The organism is Tepidisphaeraceae bacterium, assembly GCA_035998445.1.
GTDB lineage: Bacteria > Planctomycetota > Phycisphaerae > Tepidisphaerales > Tepidisphaeraceae > DASYHQ01.
The window spans coordinates 125,203-147,497 of record DASYHQ010000017.1 but is presented as its reverse complement, the minus strand read 5'-3'; the positions used below and the strand labels follow the sequence as shown (position 1 = coordinate 147,497).

The window sequence follows — 22,295 nt, the reverse complement described above, 5'->3', positions numbered from 1 at the left end:
TGATTTCGTACAGCTGACGACTCTCGATGTTCGAAATCACCCTCACCCTAACCCTCTCCCGGCGTACCGGGAGAGGGGACCGGAAAGATCTTCCCAAGTTACACCGCCAGCGCTTCGGCCTCGTCGGCGCAGATGCCGAAGATGGCGTTCAATCGCGCGATCTCCAGCAATCCCTTCACGCGGGGCTGGAGGTTGGTCAGGTAGATCTTCCCGCCGTTGTTGCGGATGCGTTTCAACGATTCGACCAGCACGGCGATGGCGCTCGAGTCCATGTAAGGCACCTGCGACAGGTTCAGCACCAGCTTCTTCGGCTGATGCTTGGCCAGCAAATCGAGCAGGGTGGTGCGGATGACCGGGCTGTTGTGCAGGTCGATCTCGCCCTTCAGCGCCGCCACGACCGCGGTGCCGTCAACGACGCGGGCGGTGGGGACGAGGTTGGTGCCGGTCTTCAGTTCAGTCATGCGAGGGCTCCTTTGTCGCGGGCGTCTTCCGCTTGGTCAGCGTCAGCCGCATGCCGTCCGCTTGCGGTTCAAATCGTACGTCGTCCATCAGGCTGCGCAAGCATACCAACCCGAGCCCACCGGGCACGAGCGGATCCTTGGGTTTCACGGCTAATTCTGCGGGGTTCACGCCGTTGCCCCAGTCGCGCATCGACACCTCGACGGCCTGCCCGGTATCGGCCGCCCGCAGCGCGATCGGGCGATCGGTGCGGCCGGCGTAGGCGTGGCGGGTGATGTTGGCCATCGCCTCGTTTACGCACAGGCCCATGTCCTCGGTCGCCTTCTCGTCCAGCCCGTGCGACAGGCAGAACGACTCGATCGACTTGCGCGCCGGCGCCAGCTGCGCCGGATCACTGGTGATCGACAGGTCGAGCGCCGCGTTGGATGGATTGGCGGATGGCATAATGTGCCAGCGGTGCCGTCGCGAATCGCGCGACGGTCAGCGGGCGCCCCCGTTCTGCTGTTGTTCGTCGGCCAGCCACGCCTGCCACCGCTCGACCGCAGCGGCGCGTTCGTCGTCGGGCGCGTAGTAGACGTACCCTTTGGCGTCGCCGTCGGTCATCTTCTGTAGCGCGCGAATCGCGTAGAACCGGACGGCCGGGTCGTCGCTGGAGAGGTCCTTCACCACGACGGGCACCTGCGCCGTATCGCGCTGTGCCGCCACTTGGCGGATGGCCGGAATCTTGATGCTTGGATCCGGATCACCCGCATACCGCGCACCACGCGGCGGCAGCGTGCATCCCGACAGAGATGCCGCGACGACGAAGGTACAGAGGATCCGCGCACGCGTTCGCACCACGTCCTATCGTCCCGAGCGGGCCAATATCTGCAAAATCGCCGTGCGTGATGAACGTGACAGAAGGGGCCCGGCTGCCTGACGCCATCTAACCTACGGCCGCCCGGGATGTGCGTAGAGGTAAATCGATTCCCCCAGAATCTCCAGCGGCTGCTGTTGCTCGGCGAGCGACTTGTAGAAGCGGTGAAACTGTGGTGGCAGGTAGGTGCCTTGCAGATTCGTCGCGCTGACGGCGATCACGCCCGGCTCGCGCAGGTCGCCGGTCCATTCGGTCCATTGCCACCCACCGGGCAGCTCGACGCGCCGAATGCCGTACGCCGCCGGGTCGGCCGAGCCGAAATAGCACAGGTACAGCTTCACGTTAGGGTTGCGCTGCTGCCATTCGGCCAGCAGTTTCAGGTCTTGGCCCCAGTCGAGGTTCGAGTCGCTCAGCAGCTTCATGCCGCCTCGCGCGCCACCGCTGGGGGCGTTGAAGAAGGGGATGTAGTTCGGCCAAGCCAGCGCGGACTCCGCCACCAGTACGACAACTAGCCCGGTCAGTAGAAGGTTGATCGCTTTCCAGTTCCACTGGACCAACTGCGCCACGCCGCACGCGATTGCGACGTACAAAAGTGGGTAGACCGGCAGCATGTGACGAATGCCCAAATTCAGGCTTGTCGTCATCGATATCAAGCTATAGACGACCACGGGCGCGCTTAGGCAAAGCAACGCCCAAGTGCGGTCCTGACGTTGCCGGACGGTAGGGGGGGAGTTACTTCGTCGCAAACGTCGATACAGCAGGATAGTAGGAATGACCACGGCGGCCGCCAGTACCGCCGTGGGCGTCTTGAATGCCATGGCGAGCGGAAAATAGTACCAGTGGCCGGTCAGCGTCGTTTCCCCGAGCAGGAACGAACTGCGCACGATCGCGTACGTCTGGACGAACTGCAGTCCGTACAACCAAGCCTCAGGCAAGAGGCGCGCACCGGCGGCCCATCGTACGAGTGTGGCGAACGTTCCCACGGGCTGCGATTCTAGGTCGGCTGCGGTGACGGGGCGGTCGGGGTGAGCCGCCTGTGCCCGGCCAGCACGGGCCGCCCGTTCCAGCGCGTCCCAACCGGCCGTCACCTGCGCGTCGGGGGCCACGCTATACCGAAACCCGTAGACCGCCCACGTGGTCGCCCAGCACACGAGTCCGGTTGCGAACAGGATGCCGGCACAGGTAGCGATGCGCCATCTGCGCGAGCGGACGTTTCGGCCTAGCACGTGCCAATCGGCCCGTAACAGCGCGGCGCGGCCGGCCAACAGCAGGCCGACCATCACGATCAGCAGCACGCCCGACAACTTGACGTTGATCGCCACCGCGCACGCCAGTGCCAGTAGCGCCACCAAGGCAACGCTGACTCTGCGGCCGACCCACCACGTCAGTCCGATCACGATCGCGAACATGGCCGCCAGAGGAACGTCGTTCTTGACCAGCGGCGCGTGCGCCAGCAGGTTCGGGTCGAACGCGAACAGCCCGGCCGTCACCATGGCCGCCACGGGGCCACCCAGAGCGTAGGCGAATATTGCGGCCGCCAATCCACCGATGACGGCGACGACGACGAATGGCAACCGTGCTCGTTGAAGCAGCGCGTCGGGTGGGGCGGCGGGCTTCTTGTAGAGCGTATCGATCGCCAACGCCCATTGCGCTTCCGTGTTGTTTAACGCGTTGGTGAACAGTGGCGATGAGCGATCGATCTGCACGCGGTCGTCACCTGCGCGCAGTCCGGCGAGGTAGCTGAACAACGCAGGATCCTGTGGCAGCAGTCGGTAGTCGCGGTGGTGCAATGCGAGATGGCCAGACACGATGCCGAGTGTTTCGTCATACGTCGCGCTTTTGGTCAACGCAGCCGTGTACGATGCCATGGCGAACGTGAGCAGCAGGATCGCCGTGACCGGCAGCCAGAGGAGGGGATGATGGAGCCAGCGAGTGAGAATGAGCGAAGTCTATCCCCCGCCCCCTGCGGGCTCAATTACCACTTACTCCATCACCGTCACGTCCACGTGCTGGCGGCCCCAGTTGAGGGCGGCCTGGTGGGTGGGGAAGTAGAGGTCGAGCTTTTTGCCCTTGATCGCGCCACCGCGATCGATGACCTCGACGGCGGTGCCGTCGTGGTAGCCGGGGATGCTCAACTTGGTGCCGAAGGGCAGCACCTTGGTGTCGGCCGCGACGAACCGGCCGCGGTTGTAGCTGACCTTCTTGCCGCTGGCGGTGATGCCCTGGGCGTTGGGGCCGCAGCACTTCTTGCAGGGGCAGTAGCCGGTCACTTCCATCCGAACGACCTTCGACTTCGGCTGCGGCTTGGCCGACGACAGTTCAACGGCCGCTGGGGTGGTCACCTCGGTGGCAACGGCCACCGGGGCGACGGTTTCGAACGCAAGATTGACGCCCTCGACGGCGCCGCTGGTCACCCCCGTGCCCGCCTGCCCCCGCACGCTGACGGCCCCGATCATGCCGATCGCCATGGCGGCGCAAAGTCCGACAAACGTGCCCCGGGCCACTCGCTGCAGCAGGTTGGTTTGCGTCTTGGTCATTCAGATCCCTTTGCGGTTCAAAGCACCGGGCTAGCGTCCTGCGGTGATGTCCGAACTATACACCGACCGCCATACGGGCTCGGGCGACTCGCAAGCGGCGGATCGGGTGAAGGTCCGGCTGTAGCGATTGAACCGGCTGCGCGCGTCCCAAGCCTCCGAAACTCGCCAAGAACGCCGGTCGACATTATAGGACCTGCCGCGGAATCGGCCAGCGGCCGGCGACGTGGGATTTCGGTTTATGCGGGATGATGTCGACCGGAAACAACCTCATTCAAAAACGTGCGTTTTCTCGCAGCGGGAAGTGCAACCCCATGCAAGCCGAAGCGAACGTGAAGACGCGCGTTACCCACGCGCAAGAACGCCGGAAAGCTGTAGACCCCTGCCCGCGGCGGTTTGAGCAAGCGAAAACGCGATTTCGTGCACCATTCTGCACCATTTTGCACCATCGCGTGGATGCGGAACCTGCGGCCACCAATCCGGGCGCCACCTATTCAGTTGTCAAAGAGCACACCATCCTTTACGACGCCCGCGCTGCGCGATCGACGTCGATTTGGCGCAACGCCCACTGGCACTGCGACGCTGAATCGCTTTCGGATTCGGTTGCGGTTGCGTATGGTCGACGAAATACGGAGGTTCGAGACTTGAAGACCTACACCGTCAAATCCGTCCCGCCGGGCCTGCTCGACGAGTTCAACTGGGACGGGAGCGTCTGGGGCGCTGCCGAGGTTGCGAACATCGACCAGTTCCACGCCCGCAGCAGCGATCACCACCCGCGAACGCGCGTGCGGGTGATGCATGATGGTCGATCGATCTTCCTGAAGTTCAAGGTCGACGACCGCTACGTCCTAAGCCGCGCCACCGAGTACGGCGGGCGCGTGTGGGAGGACAGCTGCGTGGAATTCTTCGTCCAACCGGTGGCGGGCAAGGGCTACTTCAACTTCGAGATCAACGCAGGCGGCACGCTGCTCGTCCGCTATATCGAAGACCCCACCCGCCTGCCCGACGGCAGCGGCCTGGCGAAGCAGACGCCCGTATCACCCGAGCTGGCCGAGCGGGTATCGATCAGCCGATCGCTGCCGCGCACCGTCTGGCCGGAGATGGTCGAGCCGACGAAGTGGTGGATCGGCTGCCTGATTCCGCTGCCCGTGCTGGAGGCCTACGCCGGCGACCTGGGCAACCTCTCCGGCCAACGCTGGCGCGCCAACTTCTACAAATGCGCCGACGCCAGCAGCCATCCCCACTGGGCTAGCTGGTCACCGATCGGGGAGGAACTGAATATTCATCAGCCGCGGTATTTCGGGGAAGTGATGTTTGAGTAATGGGACATCTCGGATGTGGTATGATCCGGATGATGCTTGCGCGTCGTCATCCTGAGGTACTCCGAAGGCTCTCTTCCATCCCACGAATGAACACGAGGGAATTTTTCGGAGTACCTCAGAGGGTGTTAGAGAGCGGCGCCGCGTCCGCTCCGACCGTGGCATGGGCGTCCCGCCCATGCTCGTGGTGGTGCCCCAAGACAGCGTTGGTTGCAGCGGCTTGGTCGGCGCAGCAGCCAACCGATGAAATTGCTCATTCCAGTCCACACGCATGGGCTCTGGCGCCCATGCCACGGAAAGGCAGCCGCGATCGGATCCGTGACACCTTCTCAGGACGACGTGTCAGATAGATCTGGAATCCCTAAAGTGACCCACCCTGACAACAGAGAACGCCAACCCATAGTGGGTCGGCGTTCTTTGTTTGTCGGAATATCTAACCTAGTCACTCGCCTTTAGGCGCGACGACGACGCAGGGCGGCCAGACCGCCAAGGGCGAGCAGGCCAAGGCTGGCCGGCTCGGGGACGGCGGTGACCGTGCCGTTAAGGATGACATTCGGGGTGGTACGGCCGTTCGCCGCATCTAACCCACCCGTGCCAGTCGTTGCGGTCGCGCCAAATCCATACAGGCGGAAGGTCGTCGCGGCTGTCAAATCGGTTAGTCCTGAAATGGAAATGCTTTTGAACGTCACAGTCGAGGTGGTCATTGTTGTCAACTGACCGAGATTTTCAGCATACCCATCGACCGACGACCGCAGGGCGACGCTGTTTGGACCAGTGCTTGAGAAGTCGAAAATAAAGTCAAAGCTGGTCGGTGTGAACGAAGCTTCCGCTACTGGCGTGACCGTGAACTGAAAGTAGTCGTTCCCGGCGATCGATTCAGCGAGCGTTGTCGGGTTCGTATCGCCCGTATCGAAAAAGTTGTTGCCGCCAAATCGATTCGCATTGGCAGTCGGAGTGATACCGCTGCCAAGCGTCAAAGTTGACGGCAGCAAAAGCGGGTCGTTCGAGACGCTTGGTTCCGTCGTCTCCGTGCCAGCGTTGCCGGCCGTGTTAAAGCCAAGCAATTCTGCCGCGTTGGCGGCCGACGAAAGAGCGATACTAGCAATGGCGGCCGCGGCAACAAACTTCAGATTTGCGATCATCTCAATTCTCCCGCCCCTCTCGGGGCATACGGGTTCTCTACCCTAGTTACTTCAATACAGGGCTTACCCTCCGTCCGCTTGGCACACACGGCCGAGCGGACGGAGGGACTTATACAAGTTGTTCAATTCGGACGAATCAGCGTCGTGTTACGTTTCTGTAAACTCCGGAAGTTAGGTTCCGAAGTTCCCAATAACACTCGCTGATTCAGATGTAGCCGACGCCATGTTCCAGCGACGGTGCCGAGCGCTTCTGCGGTTGGTGGGACATCTGATTTGGTTGCAAATCAAATGTCTGGCGAAAACTACAAGGCGATTGGGTTCGTGTCCATATCATTCTTTCGTTTTGCACCTAAGGACTTTCCCTTTAGCCTAACTTGAACTTTATATATGGCTTGAGGCTTGCTTATGCGGCGAGCAGATTTGGGCGCGAGGGATAACGTTGCGAAGAAAAGCAGCACGACTGCCGAACGAATAGAAATACGTCGATGGGTCTGGAAGCTTGGCGCGCGAAAATCGGGGGAATGTGGAGTAGGACGTCAGACGATGATTGTGGTGGGAAATCTTCGCTAAGGGGATTATCGCGACTATCGCTTGGCGCTGGTCGGTGGGTTCTTCGGCCAATCATTAGCATCGCGCACGGCGTGGATCTCGTTGATCGAGAACGATCGGCCGACGTTCATGCCGTGGCACTTGCGCGACGCGGCCGTCCACGTGCGCTTGTTCGACAAATTCTCCGGCCAGAACGGCCACGTGCGGCACTGCAACGGGCGCACGGGATACACGCTGCAACCACGCTTGGTCAGTTGAACGCCTTCGGCGTTATCGCCGCCCTTGCCAGATCGCGCCGCGGGCACGTCCTTCAGGAAGACGCAGTCGTAATTGCCGGCGGCATTGCGGACCTCGGTCAGGCTGAACTTTCCGTCGATCTTTCGGCAGTACTGCTCGACCGTCTCCTCCGGCGTCATCTTCAGGTAGGCCGCCAACTTCACGATTTCGTCGGTCGTCAGCCAGACGAAGCCCGGACCGCCCGTGCAGCAGTTGCCGCACTGCGTGCAGGTGAATTGCAGGCCGTCGGCGTACCAAGGGTCCTTCTTCGGCTTGTCGGTGGATGGGGGCAACACGGGCAACTGCATCACGGCATCATAGCCCCGGCATACGTCGATGAACATCGCGCCGAGCATCTTGCGGTACCAAAACGGAAAGAGGATCACCCGATAAATCGAGCGATCCTCTTCTATCAATCGTCGCGGTCGGACTGATCCGCTTATCGACGGTAACCATACTCACGCTGCGGGTAGTAGTACCGCGGCGATGGGGCGTAGTACGTTGGCGGCGGGCAATAGACCGGGGCCGGGCGATAGATGACGACCGGCGGGCGGTACACCGGTGGTGGCGGGGCCACGATCACCGGTGGGGGGCAGTAGTCGTAGCGGCTGCCGTAGTGACGGTCGTACCCATAGTGACCGCGGTCGTATCGGCCGTGATCGTAGCGGCGGCCGTAATCGTACCGACGATGGCTGCTCCGCTCGTATCGGTCGCTGCCAAAACGGATCGAGGCCTCGAAGCCGCTGCGCGATGAGTGGCCACCCCAGCGATCGGAGTGGCCCACGTTCACCGAAAACCCACTGCTGCTACGGTGGCGGTCGCCCGCTTGCACCGCTGCGGGCACCAGCATCAGCGCGAGCAAACCCAATACTACGTATCGCATGTCGCACGCTCCTTTGTGTCGCGGTCCGGATGCGCGGCGACGACCAGACATCAGGCCATCACCCAGTCAGATGATAGACACGCGAGCGGAGCAAAGGTTGGACGGCGGAAGTTTTTGATGGGGAGGGCAGCTTCTTGGGAAGACGCCTGTTAGATCTTCTTTATCCCAGTGACTTAAGGCTGGAGGATGAGACCCTGCGAAAAGGCCCAACCCGTCATCCCTAGGGGAGCGGTAGCGACCTGAGGGGTCTCCCACGGCCCGCACCGTGAGTCAGTCGAGATCCCTCAGGTCGGCAAGCCTCCCATCGGGATGACAAGCGCAAGCCGACAGCGTTTTTATCCGCTAGCTTTTAGAAAGGGGAGACGCTGGACTTCTTGGGGCCTACTAGACGTGCTCCGGAAAGGCGGGCCGATCCATTACATCATCACAAGGTTGTCCCGATGGATGACCTCGTCATAAGCGGACTCTGCCAGCAGGGCACGCACCTCAGATGACTTCTTGCCGCGGATTCGTTCGACGTCGGGCGCGGTGTAGTTGGACAAGCCGCGTCCCAAAATCTTTCCGTCCGAAGTCTGAATCGCGACCACGTCCCCCGGCTTGAAGTCGCCATCCACTTTCACGATGCCCGCTGCCAGCAAGCTCTTGTTTTTCGATAGGGCGACGGCGCATCCCTCGTCCACCACCACAATGCCCGCAGGGCGGACGCTGTCGATCCAGCGGCTGCGGCTCGATCGCTTGCGGGGCGCGGGTACGAAGAGCGTGCCGACCTCGTCGCCCGCCAGGATGCGCGGCAGCACGTCGGGCATGCGCCCGTTGGCGAGCACCATCGCTTCACCCGAACCCGTAACGGCCCGAGCGGCCTCTACCTTCGAATTCATGCCACCTTTGCCGAGCGCCGACTTCTCGGTGCGCACGAGCGCGCGGGCGGCGTCGATGCTCTGCACCAGCCGCACGGGCTGACTGTCGGCGTCCAGGATGCCGTCAACCACGCTTAGCAGAACTAGCAGGTCGGCCCGCAGCGCGTTGGCGACCAGCGCGGCCAGGATATCGTTGTCGCCGAAGGTGATCTTGACGATTTCATCGGTGCTGACGGTGTCGTTCTCGTTGATGACCGGGACGGCGCCCAGCTCGTGAATCGCGTGAATCGTGTTGCGGAGGTTCAGGAAGCGGGTGCGGTCGTCGACGTCCTCGCGGGTCAGCAACACCTGCCCCACGTGCAGGTCGTGCGGCGCGAACGCCGCCGCCCAGGCGTCCATCAACCGCCGCTGGCCCACCGCGGCCACCGCCTGCAGTTTGGCGAGGTCGACGGGGCGCTTGTCGAGGCCCAGCTCGCGCAGCCCGGCGCTGACGGCGCCCGAACTGACGATAGAGACATGCACGCCATTCCTGGCCAGCGTGGCAATTTGGGCGGCGATGGTGGCCAGAAACGCCGCATCCAGGCGCGACGACGCGTCGTTCAGCAGCTGCGTTCCCAGCTTCACCACAACGGTGCGAACGGCTTTCAGCGACTGGCGTGGCGATGGGGCAGGCGAGAGCGATTCCATAGGTTTGGGGGTTCCGTAAGCCCCTAGTGTAACGTGGGCCCACACCGTGTCACGACCTCACGTGCCACCGGACTTGCCGCTTCAGCGCCAAGTAGCGGTTGTCGTTAGGAGCTCCCCAACCGGTGCTCCCACCCGCGCGTCTCAAGGGGGCGCAGCAAGTCCCCATCCTGTAACACGCGCTCACGCCCTTCGGTCACCTGACCGATGCGGATCGCCAGTTCGGGCGGAACGGAATCGGGGCTGGTGAAGAGCAGTTCGTGATCCTCACCGTCGTGCAGCGCGTGTTCCAATGGCGATCGATCGGAAAACGTCAGCGATCGCACGTCGTCATGCACCGGCACGGCAGCGGCGTCTACGACCGCGCCGCAGCGTGATTGAGCGCACAGGTGGCCCAAATCGCGTGACAGGCCGTCACTGATGTCGATCATCGACGTGATGCGGAACCGCGTCGCCAGCTCGCGCGCCAGCGCAACGCGCGGCGAGAAGGTCAGATGCCGCCCACCGATGCTGCCGCCAAGCGGTCCGGTGACGTAGAGAAAGTCGCCCGGCGATGCGCCACCCCGCGTGACCGGCGCAACGCCCGCGGATCGGCCGAGGATCGTCACCGTGATCGCCAGCGGCCCGTTCCAGGAGCCGGTGTCGCCACCAACGATCTCGCACCCGAACTCGGCGGCGGCGTCGCGCATGCCCGTGTACAGCGCGCGGGCGTAGTCGATCGACGCGTCGGCCGGCAGGGCGAGGGTCGTCACGGCGTACGCCGGCAGCGCCGCCATCGCGGCGCAGTCGGACAGGTTGCGGTTCATCGCCTTACGACCGATCTGCGCCGGCAAATGCCGTTTCGCGTCGAAGTGCCGCCCGTCCAGCACTTGGTCGACCCCCACCAGCAGCAGGTCGCTCCCATCCCAGACCACGGCGGCCAGGTCGTCACCGATCGGCACGGGCACGCGCCGGTCCGGCCGCTGTTGGGTGCTGATCCACTGGATGAAGTCGAACTCACCGGCCATGGGTACGGCCAATTGTAACGAAGGAGCCCGACAGATTCCCGATGACGACCGTTACGTCATGATGCAGCCTTTTACCGTGACAACTCGTCATCTTCAGCAGCGGTAAACGGCTTTTCGCACTATGCGATTGCTTCGGCATCACGATTGCAACGTGTAGGGCATTGCCCGCTTGGGCGTTGTCGAAACACTTTCACGAAGGAGTGAGTCATGCGCACGTTTACCCCGCCGGAACATCGCGAAGGCGTCGTCGCCCGAACGATCGAGGAACAGACCGCCAAGCTGCCGTCCGACACGTTCCTGTGGCTGGCCGGCGCCAGCATCGCCACCAGCTTGACGCTGAAGATCATGGGCAAGGATCACCAGGCACTGTTCGTCGGCCAATGGGCCCCGACGTTCCTGATCTTGGGCCTGTACAACAAGCTCGTGAAGGTCGCCGGATCGGACTAACGACCCGCCCGTGTCGGAATTGGGTCGCCGGTCGATGATGACGGGCGTTCCTCCAATTTCACGCACAACGTGAAGAGGTCGGCGCAACGCCATCCCGTTGCGCCGACCTCTTTCCATTGGAACGCGTTCGAGGGTAGGCTTTTGTCCCAATCGGATTGGCGGAAACACTTCTTAGAGGAATCAACTCATGGATCAGCTTCGCGTGGGCATCATTGGTTGTGGTCGGCCGTGGAAGAGCGAGGGGGCGACGGGTTTCGGCATGTCGCGCGAGCACGCGAAGGGGTACCTGAAGGCCGGATGTCACATCGCGGCGCTGGCCGACCTGAACCGCGAGAACGCCGAGGCGTTCCAGAAGGACCTCGGCGGTGACGCGATCTATACCGATTACCACCAGATGTTGGCGGAGGCCAAGCTCGACATCGTCAGCATCAGCACCTGGCCGAAGCTGCACACCGAGATGGTGCTGGCCGCCGCCCGCGCGGGGGTGAAGGCGATCCACTGCGAAAAACCGATGGCGATGACGTTCGGCGAGTCGCGCGAGATGGTGCAGGTCTGCGACGAGTTGAAGGTGCAGCTGACGTTCAACCACCAGCGCCGCTTCGGCACGCCGTTCATCTGGATGCGCCAGGCGGTGCGCGACGGGCGCATCGGAGAGCTGAAGCGCATGGAGCTGTCGTGCGGCAACCTGTACGACTGGGGCACGCACTGGTTTGACATGATGTTTTACTACAACGCCGAAACGCCCGCAGAATGGGTGATCGGGCAGATCGACACGCGCGGCACCAAGGACGTCTTCGGCGCGCCGTGCGAGGGGCAGGGCCTGTCGCACATCAAGTTCAAGAACGAGGTGCGCGGCACGATGGTCACCGGGCACCAGGCGAACATTGGGGCCCAGCAGCGCCTGATCGGCACCGAGGGGCAGATCGAGTTCGACGGCAAAGAGGCCCGCATCTGGGCCAAGGGCATGAGCGACTGGCAGCCGCTGACCGGGGATGAACCGGTGAACGACATGAACGCCGTCGGGCTGGGCGTCGTGGACCTCGTGGACGCCCTGCGCACCAGCCGCACCCCCGAACTGGCGGCCGCCCATGCGATTCAGGCGACCGAACTGATCTTCGCGACGTACGAATCGAGCCGCACGCGCGGGCGCGTCGACCTGCCGCTCACGATCAGCGATTCACCGTTGATGGACATGCTGGGACGCGCGTAAGTGGCCCCATCCGTTCAGCCGCGAGCTTGCTCGCGGTTGATGTAAACATAATCGCGAGCAAGCTTGCGGCTACACAATGCGCGCTAAAAGCCGCTCGCGCAGGGGCCGGGGCCGCCACACCGACCACACCCTCCTTGCATTGGCAGGGGCGTGCGCGAGGTCGATGCGCTCTCGGCGCCCACCGCGAACACGCTGAGGGCGCGCTGCGTCTGATTAGAGCCGCATTCGGGGCACTTCACCGGGGCGCTGGCAGTCATCGTGCGGGCCAGGTGGTCGAAGGTTTTCTTGCAGGCGTCGCAGGTGTATTCGTAGATGGGCATGAGGAGCCTCGTGGTAGCAATTTAGAAAATAAGCTTGTTACGGTTGAGGGGGCGGATCTCTTTAGTCCCTGAACGAATACGGGGGGAGATCCTTCGGAGTACCCCAGGATGACGAACCGGCACGAGTGGGCAACGCCTTGGTCAATCGTACCGTCCGAACCATTCTATATCGCCTCGATCTTCAGGGAACCGTCAACCCAACGAGCGCTGAACGTACGCCGTCCTTGGTAAAGGTCGAGCAGGGGACCACCCAAGGCTTCACGCCGCCAGCCGGTCATAACGCGCATTTCGCTGGCGTCCTCGCCCGCCTCAAGCCGGCGGTGGAGGTCGCCGATCTCCTGACGGCTCGTGAGCAGCGCGGGGTCGATCTGCCGACCAGTCGCCAAGCTCTGGGCGGCGGCCCAGAACGATTCGGCTCGAAACCGCGCCGACGGTAGCGGTTCGTAGTCGGCGATGCGCGGCAGCTGCGTCTCGGGCGCGTCTAGCGCCGCCAGCGTGACCGCGACGATCTGCTCGCCGTACTCGTGCTCCACCGGACGCGGCAGGCCACGTACGCGGTCGAGCTTGTCGGTCGACTTCACCGGCTGGCGTGCCATGTCGATCAGGATCTCGTCCTTAAGGAACGCCCGGGGCGGCAGGTCGTGATGGCGGGCGCAGGCGTCGCGCCAGATCGTCAACTCGCGTAATACGTTCAAGTTACGTGGCGGCAAGTTCGTGCCGCCCCGCACGCGCAGAAACGCGGTCGAGGGGTCGAATCCGAACTCGTTCACCTGGCACATCGCGTCGCTCTCGGCCATCGCCCAATCAAAGTGGCCCAGCGCGTTCAATCGCTTCTGTAGATCGTCATGGACGGCCAGCAGGTACCGCACGTCGTCGGCGGCGTAGCGGAGTTGCATGGGGGACAGGGGGCGCTGGTCCCAGTGGCTGAAGGTCAGGCTCTTGCCGAGCTTGGCGCCGGTCAACTCACCCACCAGCTTCGCCAGCGACACCGGATACGGCAGCCCCGCGAGCCCGGCGGCAATCTGGGTATCGAAAATGCCCGCAGCGGGGCGCTTCAGTAGCCTCGCGACTGGTTCCACGTCCTGCTGGCCCGCGTGCACGATCTTCGTAACTGATGGATCGGTCAGCAGTTCCCAGAAGGGCGTTACGTCGACGTCACCGGCCAAAGGGTCTATTAAGGCCACGCCGTCCGCCCAGCAGACCTGCACGAGGCAGAGCTTGGGTATATAGGTGAGTTCACCGATGAACTCGCTGTCATAAGCGAAGACCTTCGCGTTCCGCAGCGTCTGTAACAAACGCGCAAGATCTGCGTGATTATCTATAAGGATTGGCTCGCCCGACGGCACCAACGGGTGCGACGCCGCGGCCCCGGCAATGGTGGGTTCGGCGGCATGGGCAGACTCGTGATTGCGGGCCCGGTGGGCCCCACGACCAAACGTTCGACGGCGTTGCGGGTCATTCGACATGCGGGCGGTACTCCAGATTTAGCCCGCGCATCTTAGACGACACCGGGCGTTGCGCACATATGGCGACGCGTGGAATCGTGAACGTCCCGAACAAGCAGGGCGCGCTTCTTGTCGGTGCGACGTGCCACGGCAACCGTGTCATTGCGCCGGACCCCTCACCGTCACCGGCCGCTACCGCAGCGCGTCCAATAACGCCATTTTCAGAAGATAAACCACGGTGTGGCAAGGTTTCTATTGAGTCGTGCCGATGTGACAAGTGAAGAAGGTCACAGGACGATTGCAGGTATCGATTTTGCAAGGACCCCTGCACTATGATCGGTTTGAAGCAGGGTTTTCATGAGGTGGACGTGCTAAATGCCTCAGTGTTGATCGTCGAGGACGAAAACGTCTCGCGCCGCGCGCTCGCTACCCTGCTCGCGCGGCTCGGGTACCGCCCCACCGCAGTGGCGTCGGCGGAAGAGGCGCTGGAAATGGTCGACGCGGGTCATCAGTCGCCAGAGATCGCGCTGATCGACCTCGACTTGCCCGGAATGGGTGGTGCCGAACTCATCAGCCGGTTGAACGTGCTCGACAAGCGCATCGTCCCGATCGTCATCTCGGCCGCCGAGAACGAGAAGATCTTTACCGTGCTGGAGTCGCGCGGCATTCCGTTCCTGCGCAAGCCGTTGAACTTCGACCACCTTCTGACCCTGATGAGCGAAGCCAAAACGCTGCATTGAGGCGGACGGGCGATTGAACTCAAATACTTCTGTATCAAATAGCCACCGGCGTGCCGGTGGCTATTTCTTTCGTTGAGCAGGGACCACCGGCAAGTCGGTGGCTAAATGAGGCTTGGCCGGGCTTTAAGTTCACAGGGCTTTCCCGTCGGATTTCCCCGCGCATTAGCGGCCATTGTGTGAGTCCGATCGATCACTAGGATGGCGCCCGAGTGGCCGGCCCTTCCCGACATCGAGCAAGCTTGCACCTTCGTGCCGAACGGGCGTTCGGGTTAGACGCGGTGCGCACCGACCGAATCGCTGCGCCCCAAGCCGCCACGGCCCCGGCCGCGCCGGTAATCGAACGGGCGCAACCAGCGCGACCGAGCGCGCCGGTGGCCGAGTCCGTCGCCGTCACGTCTGGCCGACCCGCGACGCGTAAGCCGACCGTCAGTACACCACCGCCCGCTAACCTGGTCGATCCGCAGGCGCGACTGATGCCGACGCCCGATCAGTCGCCGTTCACCGCGCCGATTCTTTCGACCGATGAAAAGATCGCGACGCTGGCGTCGATGAACGAGATGCAGGTGCGTGGCTGCACGAAGTGCCGCCTGTGCGAGACGCGCACGCAGACCGTGTTCGGTGAAGGGGACGTCGACGCGGAGATCTTCTTCATTGGTGAAGGTCCCGGTGAGAACGAAGATCTGACCGGTCGCCCGTTCGTCGGCAAGGCGGGGCAACTGCTCGACAAGATGATCGTCGCGATGGGCCTGCGCCGCGAACAGGTTTACATCGCCAACATCGTGAAGTGCCGGCCACCCGGAAATCGCGCGCCCGCGCCAGACGAGACCGCGGCGTGCACGCCGTACCTGTTGAAGCAGCTGGAAACGGTGAGACCGAAAGTCATCGTGACGCTCGGTCATCCCGCGGCACGCTACATGCTGGAGACGAAGCAGACGATGGGGCGATTGCGCGGTAATTGGCACTCGTGGCGCGGCATTCAACTTATGCCGACGTTCCACCCATCATACGTGTTGCGTAGCTACACCGAAGAGGTACGAGCGGCGGTATGGTCCGACCTTCAACAGGTGTTGGCCGCGCTCGGCAAGGCGGCACCGAAGAAGGGCAAGGGCACCGATGAGAAATGACACAATCGGTCGCGGCGCGTGCGCAAATTTAGCAGTCGATTTTTAACGATCGACGACACGAACTTGTGACGATGGAAAGACGAACGTATGAATGCGATGCACCGTCCTGATCGCTCGCTGTGTGATGGAAAAACGTTCGCCGACAAATGCGTGTCATCGAACGAGAAAACATTTTGTCTGCGAGGGGCTGGCGCGGTAAGGTTCGCGTTTTCGCACTAAGCATATTTCGCCCGGCGGTGGGTTGGGACTTTGTCACCGTCGGTTGGTAAGACCTGCAGTCCGATTGAACCTAAATGATGACGACTCACACGCCACCGCGCGAGGGCATTGCCCGACGTGCGCAGGAAACCGTCGCCTTCGATCCGACCCTGTGGCAACGGATCCTGCAGATCGTCCGCGTTCAGCACCCGACGCTGAACCGCGTGTGGTTCGATCAACTTCAACCGCGCCAACTCACCAACGGCGTCATCCAAGCCGTCGTGCCGACGCCGGCGCAATTGAACTTTTGCCAGAGCCAGTGCCAGCAACCCTTCACCGCCGCCGCGCAAGCCGCGACGGGGCGGTTGGTGGCCGTTAGCTTTCACTGTGAGAACTTGCCCAAGGGTGGCGTGTTCAACGACGGCGACCAACCGTTGCCGCTGAATCCCGATTACGTTTTCGAGAACTTCGTCACCGGCCCGTGCAACCGCCTGCCGCACGCCGCCAGCGTCGCGGTGTCGAGTGAGCCGGGCAAGGCGTACAATCCGCTGTTCATTCACGGGGGCGTGGGCTTGGGCAAGTCGCACTTGCTTCAGGCCGTCTGCCAGAAGGTATTGGAATCGAACGCGGACGCGCGCATCCTCTATCTGTCGTGCGACAGCTTCATCAACCAGTTCATCAGCGCCGTTGAGACGGGCGACATGAACACGTTCCGCCATCGTTACCGCCACGTGGACGTGCTGGTGATCGACGACATTCACTTCCTCGCCGGTCGCGATCGCACGCAGGAGGAGTTCTTCCACACGTTCAACACGCTCTACCAGGGCCACAAGCAGATCATCCTGAGCGCCGACTGCCCGCCGAGCGAAATTCCGGAGTTGGAAGAGCGCCTCGTGTCGCGCTTCAACTGGGGCCTCGTGGCGCGCATCGAAAAGCCGTGCTACGAAACGCGCGTCGCGATTCTGAAGAAGAAGAGCAAGATGCGCGGCCTGGCACTGCCCGAAGACGTGATCTGCTACATCGCTGCGAAGGTGGAGAACAACACGCGCGAACTGGAAGGGGCGATCACGAAGATCCAGGGCATGGGCCTGTTGCAGGACGGCCGGATCGATCTTGATCTGGCCAAGCAGGCACTGGGGGAGTCGGCCGCGCCGGAACAGACGCGCGTGACGATCCAGATGATCTTCGACGCCGTCACGAAGTACTACAACGTGCGGCTGAGCGATTTGCAGAGCAAGAAGCGCCACAAGAGCATCGCGTTTCCACGGCAGGTCTGCATGTACCTTGCCCGCCGGCACACACGCTACAGCCTGGAAGAGATCGGCGGCTACTTCGGTGGCCGCGATCACACCACGGTGCTGCATGCGGTGCGCACGGTGACGGCCGACGTGAAGGACGACCCGGAGATCGCCAAGCAGGTGAATCACATCGAAGCCCAAGTCACCGGCACCGCGTAACGGCCGGGCGTCAGTGGTCAGCGGATTTTTCCTCCGCCCTCGATGCGCGGGATGTTCTCCTGTAGGACAGGCATTCCTGCCTGTCTCTCCCCCCGTTCGCATCTCCCCCCGTATTTCTTTCTGCTTCTCTTCTGTGGCACAGGCATTCTTGCCTGTGTCTCTTCTGTCTTCGCATTCACATCTGGAGGACCGACATACTGGTCGGCGCGTACGTACTTTTACGCAAGGCTCGTCATCCTGAGGTACTCCGAAGGATCTCTTGGTTTTCCGGCGTGGGACGGAGGAGATCCTTCGGAGTACCTCAGGTTGACGAGTTCGCTCAGGGTTGCGTTCAGTCCATGCGCGCCTTCTTGTCTGTCTCTCTTCGCTTGCCGCAATCGGGATAGGGAGCCACGAAGGCGCGAAGACACGAAGGAAGACACAAGGAAAAACGAACGGTGTTGCGCCAGATCAACCTGAATTGCGCAGCGCTAGCGTAGAAATGGATAGCGTGTTCTTTGACAACTGAATAGCCGATCGCGGGGACATCCTTGCCCCCGTCGTGACCAACCAATGTTGCACAATGGTGCATAATGGTGCACGGATTCGCGTTTTGCCTTACCCAGACCGCCGCGGCGGCATCGGGTTGTGGAACCTCCTTCGGGATTCCTTCGCGCCTTCGTGCCTTCGCGTCTCTTCTCCGTCGATGGATGCGCAAAGAGAGATAAGAGAGAAGAGACACAGGCAAGAATGCCTGTGCCACAGAAGAGGGAATACGGGGGGAGATAAGACGGGGGAGAGACAGGCAGGAATGCCTGTCCTACAGAAGAGAAGCGGCGGGACGCTTCGCAGGTCCTCATGCGAACTTCACCACCCGGTCCTTCAGGTGGTGGTCCTGCAGGTACGTCACCATCAGCGCGATGTAGCTGGCCTTCACCAGCGGACGGCTGCCGAGTTCCAGGCGGTCGCGGACCTTCATCACGTCGGCCTCGCTGGCGCCTTCCACTTCGACGTAGACGCCGAGGTGGGGCAGCTCGTCCAGCTCGACCTTGCAGCCGTCCAGTTCCCACGTTTCGCGGCGCTTCTGGAACGACAGGACGCGCATGTAACCCAACGCCTCGAAGAGCGCGATCGCGTCGTCCGGGTCGGCGACGTTCAGCTCCATCTCGCTGCGGCTCTTCAGCGGGCCGGCCATGCGCGGGCCCTTGTAGGTGATCGTGTTGACCGTCGGCCCGTCTGGCAGGCTCTTGGCGGTGCGCAGGCGCAGCCCGCGGTCGCCGGCCAGCAGTGAGCGGTCCTCCGTGTCGAAGAAGACGTTGGTCTCCAACACCTGCCCCGCGTCGGTCGCGCCGAGCGCCTTCAGCCGATCGCGCACGGCGTCGTGACGGTCCACCTTCATCTTCGCTTCGATCTCAACGGGCATAACGATCCTTCGGCTGCGGGGGTCTCGATGCGGTCAGCTTCGGCCTGACTTTATAGGCGAGCGCGGCGTTGAGGGGAAGGGGAGGGGATGAACCACAGAGGACACAGAGAGCACGGAGGGCACAGAGCGATTCAAGAACTCCGCAACTTGACCGGTCTTCCCGTGGCATGGGCGTCTCGCCCATGCGTGTGGAGTGGAACGAGAGATTCGATTTGTTAGGTGCCGCGCCGACAGAGCCGTTGAACTGAATCTCATCTTCTGGCCTCACCACAAGCATGGGCGAGACGCCCATGCCACGGCCGATGCAGCCTCTCTTCAACTTCTCCGTGCTCTCTGTGTTCTCTGTGCCCTCTGTGGTAAAGATCGCGCCCTAAGACACCACGAAGTTGACCAGCTTCCGCGGCACGTACTTGCGCATTTTGATCGTCTTCCCCGCCACCCACGGCTGTACTTTCTCGGCCGCCAGGGCTGCATCGAAGATCGTGTCTTCGGAGGCGTCGGCTGGCACAGTGATCTTGTCGCGCAGCTTGCCGTTCACCTGCACCGGGATCTCCAGCGTCGACTCGACCATCATCGCCGGGTCGAACGTCGGCCACGGCCGGCGCGACAGGCTGCGATGGTGGCCCAGCCGTTCCCACAGTTCCTCGGCCAGGTGCGGCGCGAAGGGGGCCAGCATCAGCGTGAAGTTCTCGGCCAGCTCGCGCGGGATGACGGTCAGCTTCGTCATCTCGTTGTTTACCTTGATCAGTTCCGCGATGGCGGTGTTGAAGCGCAGCGTCTCGATGTCCTCGCCGACCTTTTTGATCGTGCGATGCATCGCGCGGTTCAGCGCTTCGGGCACCGGCGTGATCTCGATCGTCGCGGTCTTACCGGTCTCGTCATCACCGACCAAGTTGCGGTAGACGCCGTTGAGGAAGCGGCTCATGCCGATGATGTCGCGCGTGTTCCACGGTTTCTGCGCCTCCAGCGGCCCCATGTACATCTCGTACAGGCGGAACGCATCGGCGCCGTAGTCGGCCACGATCGAATCCGGGTTCACCACGTTCCCGCGGCTCTTGCTCATCTTGAAGGATTGCGACCACACCTTAATGGTCGGGTCGGACTTCAGATAGAAGCCTTCGCCTTTCTTGATTAGGTCTGCTTCTGCCACGCTGTGGCCTTTCAGGTGAGCACCGTCGCTCTTGCGATTGCCGAAGATTGACCCGTCTTGAAGATTGTCGCGTACATCGGCGAAGCTGACCGGTTGCCCATCCTCTGTTTTAAACAGAGTGTGCTCCATCTCGCCCAGAATCAGCCCTTGATTCACCAAGCGTGCGAACGGCTCGGGGGTGGAAACGTGGCCCAGGTCGAACAGCACCTTGTGCCAGAAGCGCGCGTACAGCAGGTGCAGCACCGCGTGCTCGACGCCGCCGACGTACAGGTCGACGGGCATCCAGTAGCGTTCCTTAACCGGGTCGACAAACTGCTTGTCGTTCGTGGGGTCGATGTAGCGCAGGTAGTACCAGCAGCTGCCGGCCCACTGCGGCATGGTGTTCGTCTCACGGGTGAACATCTCGCCGTCGATGGAGACGCCCAGCCATGCCTTGGCCTTGCTCAGCGGTGGCTCGGGGGTGCCGGTGGGCTTGAAGTCGGCCATCTCGGGCAGCGCGACGGGCAGGTCGGTCTCCGGCACGGCGACGGGGCGGCCGGCGCTGTCCAGCACGATCGGGAAGGGCTCGCCCCAGTAGCGCTGCCGGCTGAAGAGCCAATCGCGCAGCTTGTAGTTTATGGTCCGCCGGCCCAGGTCCTCGCGCTCCAGCGTGTCGATGATCTTGGCCTTGGCCTCTTCGGTGCCCAGACCGTCGATGATCGGCGAGTTGACGGCCAAGCCGTCACCGATGAACGGCTTGTTCAGGTCGGGAGCGCTGCCGTCCCGCGGGGCGACGACCAGCTTGATCGGGATGTCGAACTTCTTGGCGAACGCGAAGTCGCGCTCGTCGTGTGCCGGCACCGCCATGATGGCGCCGGTGCCGTAGCCCATCAGCACGTAGTCGGCGATGTAGATCGGGATGCGCTCGTCGTTGATTGGGTTGATCGCGAACGCGCCGGTGAAGGCGCCGGTCTTGTCCTTGGCGTCGGCCATGCGATCGCGCTCGCTCTTGCCGGCCGCCATCGTGCGATACGCCTCGATCGTCTCGCGACGCTCGGGGGGCGTGATGCGGTCAACCAGTTCGTGCTCGGGCGCCAACACCATATAGGTGGCGCCGTACAGCGTGTCGGGGCGCGTCGTGAAGACTTCGATCGTCAGCTCGTCGGCAGCGTCCTCGGCGGCGTCGCGCTCGCTGACGCGCGGGCTCGTCGCATCGAGTGGGGCGACGGCGAACGATACCTGCGCGCCGACGCTCTTGCCGATCCAGTTCCGCTGCATTTCCTTCAGGCTCTCGGGCCACTGCAGCAGGTTCAGGTCGTCCACCAGCCGGTCGGCGTACGCCGTGATGCGCAGCATCCATTGCCGCATTGGCCGGCGTTCGACCGGGAAGCCGCCCACCTCGCTCTTGCCGTCGATGACTTCTTCATTGGCCAGCACGGTGCCCAAACCGGGGCACCAGTTGACGGCCACCTCATCGGTGTAGGCCAGGCGCTGGCCGTCGATGACGGACCGCTGTTCGTCTTGAGACAGCTCGCGCCACAGGCGTTCGACGCGCACCTCGCCACTGATCGCCTCCATGCCTTCCTGCGTGGGGTTGATCACCACGTCGCCGCCAGGGGCGATCACGAAGTTGTCATTCTGCAGTTCGTTCAGCAGGTGACCGATGGGCTTGGCCTTGCGGTCCTGTGGGTCGAAGTAGCTGTTGAACAGCTGCAGGAAGATCCACTGCGTCCAGCGGTAGTACCTGGGGTCGGTCGTGTCGACCTCGCGCTCCCAGTCGTAGCTCAGCCCCAGCGACTGAATCTGCCTGCGGAAGTTGGCGATGTTGGCCTCGGTGGTCTGCCGGGGATGGGTGTTGGTCTTTACCGCGTACTGCTCGGCCGGCAGGCCGAAGGCGTCCCAGCCCATGGGATGCAGGACGTTGTACCCCCGAGCGCGCAGGTATCGCGAGAAGATATCGGTGGCGGTGTATCCTTCCGGGTGGCCCACGTGTAGGCCCGCGCCGCTGGGGTAGGGGAACATGTCCAGCACGTACGCCTTGGGCATGCCACCGGCGTCGGCGGGGTCGAGGGCGCGAAACGTGTTGTTCGCCAGCCAATGCGCCTGCCACTTCTTCTCGATCGCGGTGAAATTGTAACCCATGTCGACAAAAGATAATCGAGAACGCTCTGCGGGGCATAGGGCGGGGCAGCGGGGCAGAGGCGGATTTTATCGAGCACTACGCTCTGTGCCGCAGATTTCTCGATTTTCTGGATGG

20 protein-coding genes are annotated in these 22,295 nt (G+C 62.7%); 6 read left to right on the top strand and 14 right to left on the bottom strand.

Annotation, left to right across the window (positions count from 1 at the left end; translation table 11 throughout):
* Positions 1 to 98: 98 nt before the first annotated feature.
* The 5 genes from VGN72_06090 to VGN72_06070 all read right to left on the bottom strand — a co-directional run bounded on the left by VGN72_06090 (position 99) and on the right by VGN72_06070 (position 3,852).
* A complete protein-coding gene (locus VGN72_06090; GenBank protein ID HEV7298918.1) occupies positions 99 to 461 on the bottom strand; it encodes an STAS domain-containing protein in 363 nt (120 codons plus the stop codon).
* Complete coding sequence (locus tag VGN72_06085; GenBank protein ID HEV7298917.1) at positions 454 to 903, bottom strand: ATP-binding protein; 450 nt, start codon at positions 901 to 903, stop codon at positions 454 to 456. Before VGN72_06085 ends, VGN72_06090 begins: the two co-directional genes overlap by 8 nt.
* A 36-nt stretch (positions 904 to 939) precedes the next feature.
* Entirely contained in the window at positions 940 to 1,299 is a 360-nt protein-coding gene (locus tag VGN72_06080; protein ID HEV7298916.1) for a HEAT repeat domain-containing protein, read from the bottom strand.
* 90 nt (positions 1,300 to 1,389) lie between these two features.
* Positions 1,390 to 3,123: a hypothetical protein gene (locus tag VGN72_06075; protein HEV7298915.1), complete on the bottom strand. Its 1,734-nt coding sequence runs from the start codon at positions 3,121 to 3,123 to the stop codon at positions 1,390 to 1,392.
* 174 nt (positions 3,124 to 3,297) lie between these two features.
* Entirely contained in the window at positions 3,298 to 3,852 is a 555-nt protein-coding gene (locus VGN72_06070) for a 3D domain-containing protein (GenBank protein HEV7298914.1), read from the bottom strand.
* Positions 3,853 to 4,493: 641 nt separating this feature from the next.
* Here VGN72_06070 and VGN72_06065 point away from each other — a divergent pair.
* Complete coding sequence (locus tag VGN72_06065; protein HEV7298913.1) at positions 4,494 to 5,171, top strand: carbohydrate-binding family 9-like protein; 678 nt, start codon at positions 4,494 to 4,496, stop codon at positions 5,169 to 5,171.
* Between the two features lie 449 nt (positions 5,172 to 5,620).
* Here VGN72_06065 and VGN72_06060 read toward each other — a convergent pair whose 3' ends face one another.
* The 5 genes from VGN72_06060 to VGN72_06040 all read right to left on the bottom strand — a co-directional run bounded on the left by VGN72_06060 (position 5,621) and on the right by VGN72_06040 (position 10,566).
* Positions 5,621 to 6,310, bottom strand: coding sequence for a PEP-CTERM sorting domain-containing protein (locus VGN72_06060; protein HEV7298912.1), 690 nt, complete (start codon positions 6,308 to 6,310; stop codon positions 5,621 to 5,623).
* A 584-nt stretch (positions 6,311 to 6,894) separates the two neighbouring features.
* The gene (locus tag VGN72_06055) at positions 6,895 to 7,479 is read right to left on the bottom strand and encodes a YkgJ family cysteine cluster protein (GenBank protein ID HEV7298911.1); all 585 of its coding nucleotides are present in this window, start codon (positions 7,477 to 7,479) and stop codon (positions 6,895 to 6,897) included.
* Positions 7,480 to 7,574: 95 nt separating this feature from the next.
* Complete coding sequence (locus tag VGN72_06050) at positions 7,575 to 8,018, bottom strand: hypothetical protein (GenBank protein ID HEV7298910.1); 444 nt, start codon at positions 8,016 to 8,018, stop codon at positions 7,575 to 7,577.
* 416 nt (positions 8,019 to 8,434) lie between these two features.
* Positions 8,435 to 9,562, bottom strand: coding sequence for a glutamate 5-kinase (gene proB / locus VGN72_06045; protein ID HEV7298909.1), 1,128 nt, complete (start codon positions 9,560 to 9,562; stop codon positions 8,435 to 8,437).
* A 104-nt stretch (positions 9,563 to 9,666) separates the two neighbouring features.
* Positions 9,667 to 10,566: a thiamine-phosphate kinase gene (locus VGN72_06040; GenBank protein HEV7298908.1), complete on the bottom strand. Its 900-nt coding sequence runs from the start codon at positions 10,564 to 10,566 to the stop codon at positions 9,667 to 9,669.
* A gap of 207 nt (positions 10,567 to 10,773) precedes the next feature.
* Between VGN72_06040 and VGN72_06035 the strand changes: the two genes are divergently transcribed.
* Both VGN72_06035 and VGN72_06030 read left to right on the top strand, forming a co-directional pair.
* Complete coding sequence (locus VGN72_06035) at positions 10,774 to 11,013, top strand: hypothetical protein (protein ID HEV7298907.1); 240 nt, start codon at positions 10,774 to 10,776, stop codon at positions 11,011 to 11,013.
* 187 nt (positions 11,014 to 11,200) lie between these two features.
* Positions 11,201 to 12,223 (top strand): Gfo/Idh/MocA family oxidoreductase, encoded by a 1,023-nt coding sequence (locus VGN72_06030; GenBank protein ID HEV7298906.1) that lies wholly within the window; start codon positions 11,201 to 11,203, stop codon positions 12,221 to 12,223.
* 83 nt (positions 12,224 to 12,306) lie between these two features.
* On the opposite strand, the gene VGN72_06025 is transcribed toward VGN72_06030, so the two are convergent.
* Both VGN72_06025 and VGN72_06020 read right to left on the bottom strand, forming a co-directional pair.
* Positions 12,307 to 12,543, bottom strand: a complete 237-nt coding sequence (locus tag VGN72_06025) for a zinc ribbon domain-containing protein (protein HEV7298905.1) — start codon at positions 12,541 to 12,543, stop codon at positions 12,307 to 12,309.
* 164 nt (positions 12,544 to 12,707) lie between these two features.
* On the bottom strand, positions 12,708 to 14,009 hold the full coding sequence (locus tag VGN72_06020; protein ID HEV7298904.1) for a ribonuclease D: 1,302 nt from the start codon (positions 14,007 to 14,009) through the stop codon (positions 12,708 to 12,710).
* A gap of 311 nt (positions 14,010 to 14,320) precedes the next feature.
* Here VGN72_06020 and VGN72_06015 point away from each other — a divergent pair, with 311 nt between their 5' ends.
* From VGN72_06015 to dnaA, 3 genes are all read left to right on the top strand, one after another.
* Complete coding sequence (locus tag VGN72_06015) at positions 14,321 to 14,728, top strand: response regulator (GenBank protein ID HEV7298903.1); 408 nt, start codon at positions 14,321 to 14,323, stop codon at positions 14,726 to 14,728.
* Between the two features lie 239 nt (positions 14,729 to 14,967).
* Positions 14,968 to 15,852, top strand: a complete 885-nt coding sequence (locus VGN72_06010; protein HEV7298902.1) for a uracil-DNA glycosylase — start codon at positions 14,968 to 14,970, stop codon at positions 15,850 to 15,852.
* A gap of 293 nt (positions 15,853 to 16,145) precedes the next feature.
* Positions 16,146 to 17,507 (top strand): chromosomal replication initiator protein DnaA, encoded by a 1,362-nt coding sequence (dnaA, locus tag VGN72_06005; GenBank protein ID HEV7298901.1) that lies wholly within the window; start codon positions 16,146 to 16,148, stop codon positions 17,505 to 17,507.
* A gap of 835 nt (positions 17,508 to 18,342) precedes the next feature.
* Here dnaA and cyaB read toward each other — a convergent pair.
* The gene (gene cyaB, locus VGN72_06000) at positions 18,343 to 18,909 is read right to left on the bottom strand and encodes a class IV adenylate cyclase (GenBank protein ID HEV7298900.1); all 567 of its coding nucleotides are present in this window, start codon (positions 18,907 to 18,909) and stop codon (positions 18,343 to 18,345) included.
* 370 nt (positions 18,910 to 19,279) lie between these two features.
* Positions 19,280 to 22,180: a leucine--tRNA ligase gene (gene leuS, locus VGN72_05995; protein HEV7298899.1), complete on the bottom strand. Its 2,901-nt coding sequence runs from the start codon at positions 22,178 to 22,180 to the stop codon at positions 19,280 to 19,282.
* Positions 22,181 to 22,295: the final 115 nt, after the last annotated feature.